General features: G+C 66.6%; 6 protein-coding genes. 3 read left to right on the plus strand and 3 right to left on the minus strand.

From position 1 onward, the window contains the following. Positions 1-99: 99 nt before the first annotated feature. Entirely contained in the window at positions 100-738 is a 639-nt protein-coding gene (gene upp / locus OGL92_RS15990) for a uracil phosphoribosyltransferase (protein ID WP_263145253.1), read from the minus strand. A 269-nt stretch (positions 739-1,007) separates the two neighbouring features. On the opposite strand from upp, the gene OGL92_RS15995 reads away from it, so the two are divergent. After that, complete coding sequence (locus OGL92_RS15995) at positions 1,008-1,565, plus strand: hypoxanthine-guanine phosphoribosyltransferase (protein ID WP_263145255.1); 558 nt, start codon at positions 1,008-1,010, stop codon at positions 1,563-1,565. A 228-nt stretch (positions 1,566-1,793) separates the two neighbouring features. On the opposite strand, the gene dauA is transcribed toward OGL92_RS15995, so the two are convergent. Continuing rightward, a complete protein-coding gene (dauA, locus tag OGL92_RS16000; RefSeq protein WP_263145258.1) occupies positions 1,794-3,524 on the minus strand; it encodes a C4-dicarboxylic acid transporter DauA in 1,731 nt (576 codons plus the stop codon). Positions 3,525-3,640: 116 nt separating this feature from the next. Here dauA and OGL92_RS16005 point away from each other — a divergent pair, with 116 nt between their 5' ends. Beyond that, positions 3,641-4,126 carry a hypothetical protein gene (locus OGL92_RS16005; RefSeq protein WP_263145261.1) on the plus strand — a complete coding sequence of 162 codons (486 nt, stop codon included), beginning with the start codon at positions 3,641-3,643 and terminating at the stop codon, positions 4,124-4,126. A 59-nt stretch (positions 4,127-4,185) separates the two neighbouring features. Further along, the gene (locus OGL92_RS16010) at positions 4,186-4,473 is read left to right on the plus strand and encodes a PA4642 family protein (RefSeq protein WP_263145263.1); all 288 of its coding nucleotides are present in this window, start codon (positions 4,186-4,188) and stop codon (positions 4,471-4,473) included. Positions 4,474-4,536: 63 nt separating this feature from the next. Here the strand turns inward: OGL92_RS16010 and mqo are convergent, their stop codons facing one another. Then, positions 4,537-6,087, minus strand: coding sequence for a malate dehydrogenase (quinone) (gene mqo / locus OGL92_RS16015; protein ID WP_263145272.1), 1,551 nt, complete (start codon positions 6,085-6,087; stop codon positions 4,537-4,539). Between the last annotated feature and the right edge of the window lie 462 nt (positions 6,088-6,549).

Consider the following 6,549-nt stretch of genomic DNA (forward strand, 5'->3'; position numbering starts at 1 on the left):
GCCTGGCGGCGCGGAGCCCTCTCGGACGCGGCCCGCGCTGCGGACCCGCGTGTATGGATGCGGCGAGCGAGCCTGGCACTGGCGCGGCCGCGCCAGTGCTCAGTTTTCCTTCTGCTTGGTGCCGAAGATCTTGTCCCCGGCGTCGCCGAGGCCGGGGATGATGTAGCCGTTCTCGTTGAGGCGTTCGTCGATGGAGGCGGTATAGATGATCACGTCCGGGTGGGCATCCGCCACCGCCTTGATCCCTTCGGGCGCTGCCACCAGCACCATGGCGCGGATCTCTCGGCAACCGGCCTTTTTCAACAGGTCGATGGTGGCGACCATCGAACTGCCGGTGGCCAGCATCGGGTCGATGATCATCGCCAGGCGCTCGTCGATTTCCGGCACCAGCTTTTCCAGGTAGGTGTGGGCCTTGAGGGTTTCCTCGTTGCGCGCGACACCCACGGCGCTGACCTTGGCGCCGGGGATCAGGCTGAGCACGCCGTCGAGCATGCCGATGCCGGCGCGCAGGATCGGCACCACCGTGATCTTCTTGCCGGAAATCTTCTCGACGCTCACCGGCCCGCACCAGCCTTGCAGCTCATAGCTTTCCAGGGGCAGGTCGTTGGTCGCCTCGTAGGTGAGCAGGGCGCCGACTTCCTGGGCCAGTTCGCGAAAGTTCTTCGTGCTGATATCGGCGCGGCGCATCAGGCCGATTTTATGGCGGATCAGCGGGTGGCGGATCTCACGGACGGGCATGGAAAGTTCTCCGACGGGCTGGCAAAAAAATTGCGTTAGAGTAAAGCATTGGCCATGCCAAATGCTGCATCCGGCTGCAATTCGTGCGGGCGTTTCGACAGCCTGGCGGCAGGAAAAGCTGCCAGGCCCCGGCTGCGTCGCCATGCCACTGGACGTCGATCGCCCGGGGCTTGCCCGCGGCGGGCCGGATGAGTACCTTTGCCGACTTTTATCTTGACGCCCCGTTCAGCTTCGCGCGCGGCGGCCCAGCCACCGATAGAGGAATTTCCATGTCCGCCGATCTCGCGCACATCCGCCAAGTCATGGCCGAAGCCGATTGCCTGTACACCGATGCCCAGGTCGAAGCGGCCATCGCCCAGGTCGCCGAGGCCATCAATGGCGAGCTGGCCGACCGCGACCCCGTGGTGTTCTGCGTGATGAACGGCGGCCTGATCTTCGCCGGCAAGCTGCTGCCGAAGCTCAACTTCCCCCTCGAACTGTCCTACCTGCACGCCACCCGGTACCGCAACGAAACCAGCGGCGGCGAGCTGTTCTGGAAGGCCAAGCCGGAAATCTCCTTCATCGACCGCGACGTGCTGATCATCGACGACATCCTCGACGAGGGTCATACCCTCGGGGCCATCAGCGATTTCTGCAAACACGCCGGCGCTTCCGCCGTGCACATCGCCGTGCTCATCGACAAGGTCCACGACCGCAAGGCCCGTCCGGGTCTCAAGGCCGATTACGTGGGCCTGTCGTGCATCGATCGCTATATCTTCGGCTACGGCATGGACTACAAGGGCTACTGGCGCAACGCCGCCGGCATCTTCGCGGTGAAAGGCCTCTGAGGCCGGCGCCCCGCGCTCTCGCGTCTGACCCGGCGGACGCCTAATGCCGGGCCAACGCTCGGTAGAGGATCCGCTCCACCCAATGATCCCGTGCGAATGCCCCAGTCGTTCCTGCACGGGCGTTCGCCTGAACGGGGCCGCGCCTCGACGCGGCTTTGGCAGGCTCGTTCGCCGCCGGCGGGCGACGGTCTCAGCGGTTTCTGCCTCGCCGACGACGTTCCCCCTGGCCTAGGCGCTGGCCGCTTCGCTCGCCAGCCAGCGCTGGGTCTTCTCGCGGGCCTGCTCCAGGTTGCGCACGTAGGCCAGGCGGCCCTCGTGCAGGTGCACGCCGGCCCGGCGCAGCTTCAGGCGCACCCGCGGGTGGGTACCGACCAGGATCAGCCCGACACCCTGGCGCCGGTAGTCGCGCAGCAGGCTTTCCAGGGCCGCCAGGGCGGTCATGTCGAGCAGCGGCACCGCGCTCATCTCGACGATCATCACCTTCACCTCCGGGTTGTAGCGGCGCAGCACGTCCAGGGCTTTCTCCGCCGCGCCGAAGAACAGCGGGCCGCGGATGGCGTAGGCCATGGCCTGGGGCGGCAGCTCGCCGAGCAGGCGCTGGAAGTCCCGCGGCAGCGGCGCGGTGTCCGTGAGGTCGCTCATGCGCTTGATGAACAGGCCGGCGGCCAGCAGCAAGCCGACGCCCACCGCCAGCACCATGTCGAACAGGACCGTCAGCACCAGGCACACCAGCAGCACCAGCACATCGTTGCGCGGGGCGATCTTCAAGGTGTGCAGTACGTGCGGGGCCTCGCTCATGTTCCACGCCACCATCACCAGCAGCGAGGCCATCGCGGCCATCGGCAGGTAGCTGAAGATCGGCGCCAGCAGCAGGACCGCCAGCAGCACCACCCCCGCGTGGACGATCGCCGCCAGGGGCGAGAAGGCCCCGGCACGCACGTTCGCCGCGCTGCGGGCGATGGCCGCAGTGGCGGTGATGCCGCCGAACAGCGGGCCCACCAGATTGCCGATGCCCTGGCCGAGCAGCTCGGCGTTCGGGTCGTGGCGGGTGCCGGTCATACCATCGGCGACCACCGCGCAGAGCAGCGATTCGATGGCGCCGAGCATGGCGATCGCGAACGCCGGGCCGATCAGTTGGCGGATCAGCTCGAAGGACAGCGTCAGCGGCTGGCCGTCCGCGCCGGTCAGTTGCCAGGGCCAGGCGAAGTCCGGCAGGAACGGCGGAATGCCTGGATGGACGATGCCGTCCAGTTCGTAGCTGAAACGCTCGCCGAGGGTCACCACCGGCAGGCCCAGGCTTTCCAGGCCCAGACCCAGCAAGGTGCCGACCAAGAGGGCGATCAGGTGGCCGGGGACCTTCGGCACCCAACGCGGCCAGAGGATCAGCACCGCCAGGCTGGCGAGGGCGACCAGCCCGTCGCCCAGGTGAGCCCCGGGCAGGGCGCGTATCAGGCTGCCGAGCTGCTCCAGGTAATGGTGCGCCTGTCCCACGGGTTGCAGACCGAGCAGGTCCTTGATCTGCAGGGTGGCGATGACGATCCCGATGCCCGCGGTGAAGCCGAGGATCACCGGGTAGGGAATGAACTGGATCAGCCGGCCGATGCGCGCCAGGCCCATGCCGATCAGGATCAGGCCGGCGAGCAGGGTACACAGCAACAGGCCGCCGATTCCGTGCTGCTGGGTGATCGGCAGGAGGATCACCACGAACGCGGCGGTGGGGCCGGAGACGTTGAAGCGCGAGCCGCCGAACAGGGCGATCAGCGGCGCGGCCACCAGCACCGTGTAGAGACCGTGCTGGGGCGCGACGCCGACCGCGATGGCTAGCGCCATCGCCAGCGGGATGGCGATCACCCCGACCGTCAGGCCGGCGGCGAGGTCGCCGCGCAGGGACTTGAGCGAGTAACCGGCGCGCAGGCTCTGGCGCAGGGCGGAAAACAGCGGGGGCATAGCGGATGACATGATGACCTCTCGAAGAACACCGGGAGTAGAGGTGGGGCCAGGGGATTCGGACGTGCCGGTCCGGATCGGTGCGGGCCCCGTGCTAGAGTGCGCCCTTGCCCGCTTCGGAGTCGACGATGTCCAGCCGTTCCTGCGCTTTTTTCTTCGCCCTTGCCTGCGCGCTGCCCCTGGCGGCGGCGGAAACCCCCATTCCCCATGGACAGTTCCTGCCGCCGGACGATGCGGGGTTGCGCCAGGGCCAGCCCGAGCAGCAGCAACTGATCCAGATCGTCGAGTATGCGGTGGTGATCGGCAATCAACGGCAATCCAGCCAGCAACCCATTCCCATCACCACCCCGACCCTGTTGCGCCTCAAGGGCAAGCCGGCGGGCAAGGGTACCGGGCAGTTCGAGGTCTTGATCAGTTTCGACGGCGAAGGCAAGAGCCTGAAGCGGCCGGCCTATGATGAGAAAACCCGTACCCTGAGCCTCGCCTACCCTCTGGCGCAGTATGGCGTGCTGCTGGACCTGCTGCGCAACGGGCCGGTTTACTGCCAGTTCCTCAGCTATGCCAATGGCCATGTCTGGGCCGACCTGCACAGCGGGGCGGTGCGGGTGCGTTGAGCGGAGCCGCGCGCGGCGGGTAGACTGCCGGTCCGTGCAACGCCGCAGAGAGAAGAACGATGCGTAAAGACAAGCAACAGGTGATCGGCGACGAGATGTCCGACGAGGCGGTCAAGCTGTTCCTCGGAGTGGAGCCGGCGGACGATACGCCGCCGTCCCTGCACAAGCTGACCAAGGCCTACCGGGGCCTGCGCATCGACGATTTCGTGCGGTTCCTCGGTTTCTTCCGGGAGGCCGGATACGACCTCGATGCGAAGAACGACAAGGGAGAGGACTTCATCGCCTCGATCCAGGCGCAGCGCAACGCCCAGCCCTACATCGACGCGGTGAAGGCCGCCCGCGGCTGAGCCGGACGACAATCGCAGCCATGAAAAAACCGCCTCGAGGGCGGTTTTTTCATGGCGTGGCGATCAGGGGAGAGGGGTAACCCCCGGTTCGGCCCGTGCGGGTTGCGGCACCAGTTGCAGGCACTCGTTGGAGTGCTGGCTGACGTCGCGATACAGCGCCGCGTCGGTTTCCAGGACCTTTTCCCGGGCCGGGAAGATTTCCTGGAGCTTGCCGGTCCATTGCGCGGAGCGCGCCTGCTCGGGGAAGCAGCGCTCGATCAGGTCGAGCATGATCGAGACCGTGACCGAGGCGCCCGGGGAAGCGCCGAGCAGGGCGGCGATGCTGCCGTCGCCGGCCGCCACCAGTTCGGTGCCGAATTGCAGCACGCCGCCTTTCTTCGCGTCCTTCTTGATGATCTGCACGCGTTGCCCGGCGATCTCCAGGCGCCAGTCCTCGGGCTTCGCCTGGGGATAGAAGCGCCGCAGCGAATCCAGACGCTGCTCCATGGTCTGCCGGACTTCGCTGATCAGGTAGCGGGTCAGGTCCATGTTGTCGCGCGCCACCGCCAGCATCGGGCCGATGTTGCCGGCGCGGATCGACAGCGGCAGGTCGAGGAAGGAGCCGTGCTTGAGGAACTTGGTGGTGAAGCCGGCGTAGGGCCCGAACAGCAGCGATTTCTTGCCATCCACCACGCGGGTGTCCAGGTGAGGCACGGACATCGGCGGCGAGCCCACGGCGGCCTGGCTGTAGACCTTGGCCTCGTGTTGGCGCACCACGTCCTGGTTATCGCAGCGCAGCCACTGGCCGCTCACCGGGAAGCCGCCGAAGCCTTTGCCTTCGGGAATGCCGGACATCTGCAGCAGCGGCAGCGCGCCGCCCCCGGCCCCGAGGAAGACGAAACGCGCATCGACCTGCCGTGCCGCGCCGCTGCGGCTGTCCTTGATCTCGACGCGCCAGCCCTGGCCCTGGCGTTCCAGGCCGGTCACCTTCTGGTTGTAGCGCACCTCGGCACCCGGCTGGCTGCCCAGGTGGGCGAGCAACTGGGTGGTCAGGGCGCCGAAGTTGACGTCGGTGCCGCCGGCCACGCGAGTCGCCGCGATGACTTCGTCGGCCGGGCGGCCGGGCATCATCAGCGGCATCCATTCGGTCATCCTGGCCTTGTCTTCGGTGTACTCCATGTCCGCGAAGGCGTGGTGACGGCTGAGGGCGGCAAACCGGTTCTTCAGGTAGTCGACGCCTTTGCGGCCCTGCACGAAGCTCAGGTGCGGCACCGGGCTGATGAAGGACTTCGGCGAGCCGAAGGTGCCTTTGCGCACCAAGTAGGACCAGAACTGCTTCGAGACCTCGAACTGGCTGTTGATGTGCACGGCCTTCTTGATGTCGATCGAACCGTCCGCCGCGGCGGGTGTGTAGTTCAGCTCGCAGAGGCCGGCATGGCCGGTACCGGCGTTGTTCCAGGGGTTGGAGCTCTCCGCGGCACCCGAGCCCATGAGCTCGACCACTTCCAGGCGGATCGTCGGGTCGAGCTCCTTGAGCAGGACGGCCAGGGTCGCGCTCATGATGCCGGCTCCCACCAGCACCACGTCCACGGCTTCGTTATCGTTTTGCGCCATTAACGCTTCTCCAAAAAACAGCTGCACCAAGATTGGATGGCAGGCGGACCCGATCGTGCGTACACGTCGATGGCTCCGGCGAGGGGCGCGGGAAAGGGTGGGGTTCCCGGAAGCACGCAGGCCGGGTCCGCCGTTCTGATTCTTCGCATGCCGGCGAGGGCAGAGACACTCGCCCGGATACCTGGACGGCGAACCCGTAGGCAAGCGGGCTCGCCTCGGGTTCACCCGGTCCGGGGGTATCCATGTTGCGCGGTCAGATACGGAGCGGATCGGCCGTCATATGCCGGCCACGGCGTATCGACTGGGTGGAATAGCGGTCGGGGTGCTCGTTGCAGACGCAGAATTCTTCATTGCTCGCCACACTCTTGTGAAGTAGTGAAAAACCGTCATCTCACGTTCTTTTGGAAACGTGAACCTCGAAAAGAATCGTCTGGTCCGGAAGGGCCGCTGCCACCGATCGCGGCAAAACGCTGCACGGGGCAG

The organism is Pseudomonas sp. RIT-PI-AD (assembly GCF_025642785.1).
GTDB lineage: Bacteria > Pseudomonadota > Gammaproteobacteria > Pseudomonadales > Pseudomonadaceae > Pseudomonas_T.

Excerpts from the sequence above, each read along its gene's own strand:
- upp (WP_263145253.1), bottom strand. The coding sequence starts at position 738 with ATGCCCGTCCGTGAGATCCGCCACCCGCTGATCCGCCATAAAATCGGC.
- OGL92_RS15995 (WP_263145255.1), top strand. The coding sequence starts at position 1,008 with ATGTCCGCCGATCTCGCGCACATCCGCCAAGTCATGGCCGAAGCCGAT.
- dauA (WP_263145258.1), bottom strand. The coding sequence starts at position 3,524 with ATGTCATCCGCTATGCCCCCGCTGTTTTCCGCCCTGCGCCAGAGCCTG.
- OGL92_RS16005 (WP_263145261.1), top strand. The coding sequence starts at position 3,641 with ATGTCCAGCCGTTCCTGCGCTTTTTTCTTCGCCCTTGCCTGCGCGCTG.
- OGL92_RS16010 (WP_263145263.1), top strand. The coding sequence starts at position 4,186 with ATGCGTAAAGACAAGCAACAGGTGATCGGCGACGAGATGTCCGACGAG.